The following is a 450-nucleotide window of genomic DNA, read 5'->3' on the forward strand; positions in this document are numbered from 1 at the left end:
GACGATATTGATTGGAATACGATGAACAGCTTAGGACTCTCAAAAGAGTATTTAGAAAAACGCAACTTATTAGAACCGTTACTAAAAGGTTATAAAACCGACCGATTGGTATCTATTAGTATGAATTTAGGGAGTGCTGTTACTCGCTTCGATGCTCGTTTATCTTTACGAAAAGATAACGAAGGTAAAGTAAGTGTCGCTATCCATGGAATTCGTAAAGAACCTCAATTAGATTATCCATTTTTTGGACATGAGTTTACCCAAGAAGATAAAGAAAACCTATTGAAGACAGGAAATATGGGACGCGTGGTAGAGCTTACTAATGTAAAAACAGGTGAGAAAATCCCCTCTATTATTAGTATTGATGAATTGACGAATGAAATTGTTGCTTTGCGTCAAGAATACATCAAAATACCTGATGAAATCAAAGGAATCAAACTTAATGAAGAA

At 34.7% G+C, this 450-nt stretch carries 1 protein-coding gene; it reads left to right on the forward strand.

Going from position 1 to position 450, the window contains the following annotated elements:
• On the forward strand, positions 1–450 hold a 450-nt coding region (locus VQ048_RS12620), incomplete at both ends, for a DUF3945 domain-containing protein (protein ID WP_327611981.1).

Source organism: Bergeyella anatis (assembly GCF_036016955.1).
In the GTDB taxonomy this organism is placed as follows: domain Bacteria; phylum Bacteroidota; class Bacteroidia; order Flavobacteriales; family Weeksellaceae; genus JAYWXI01.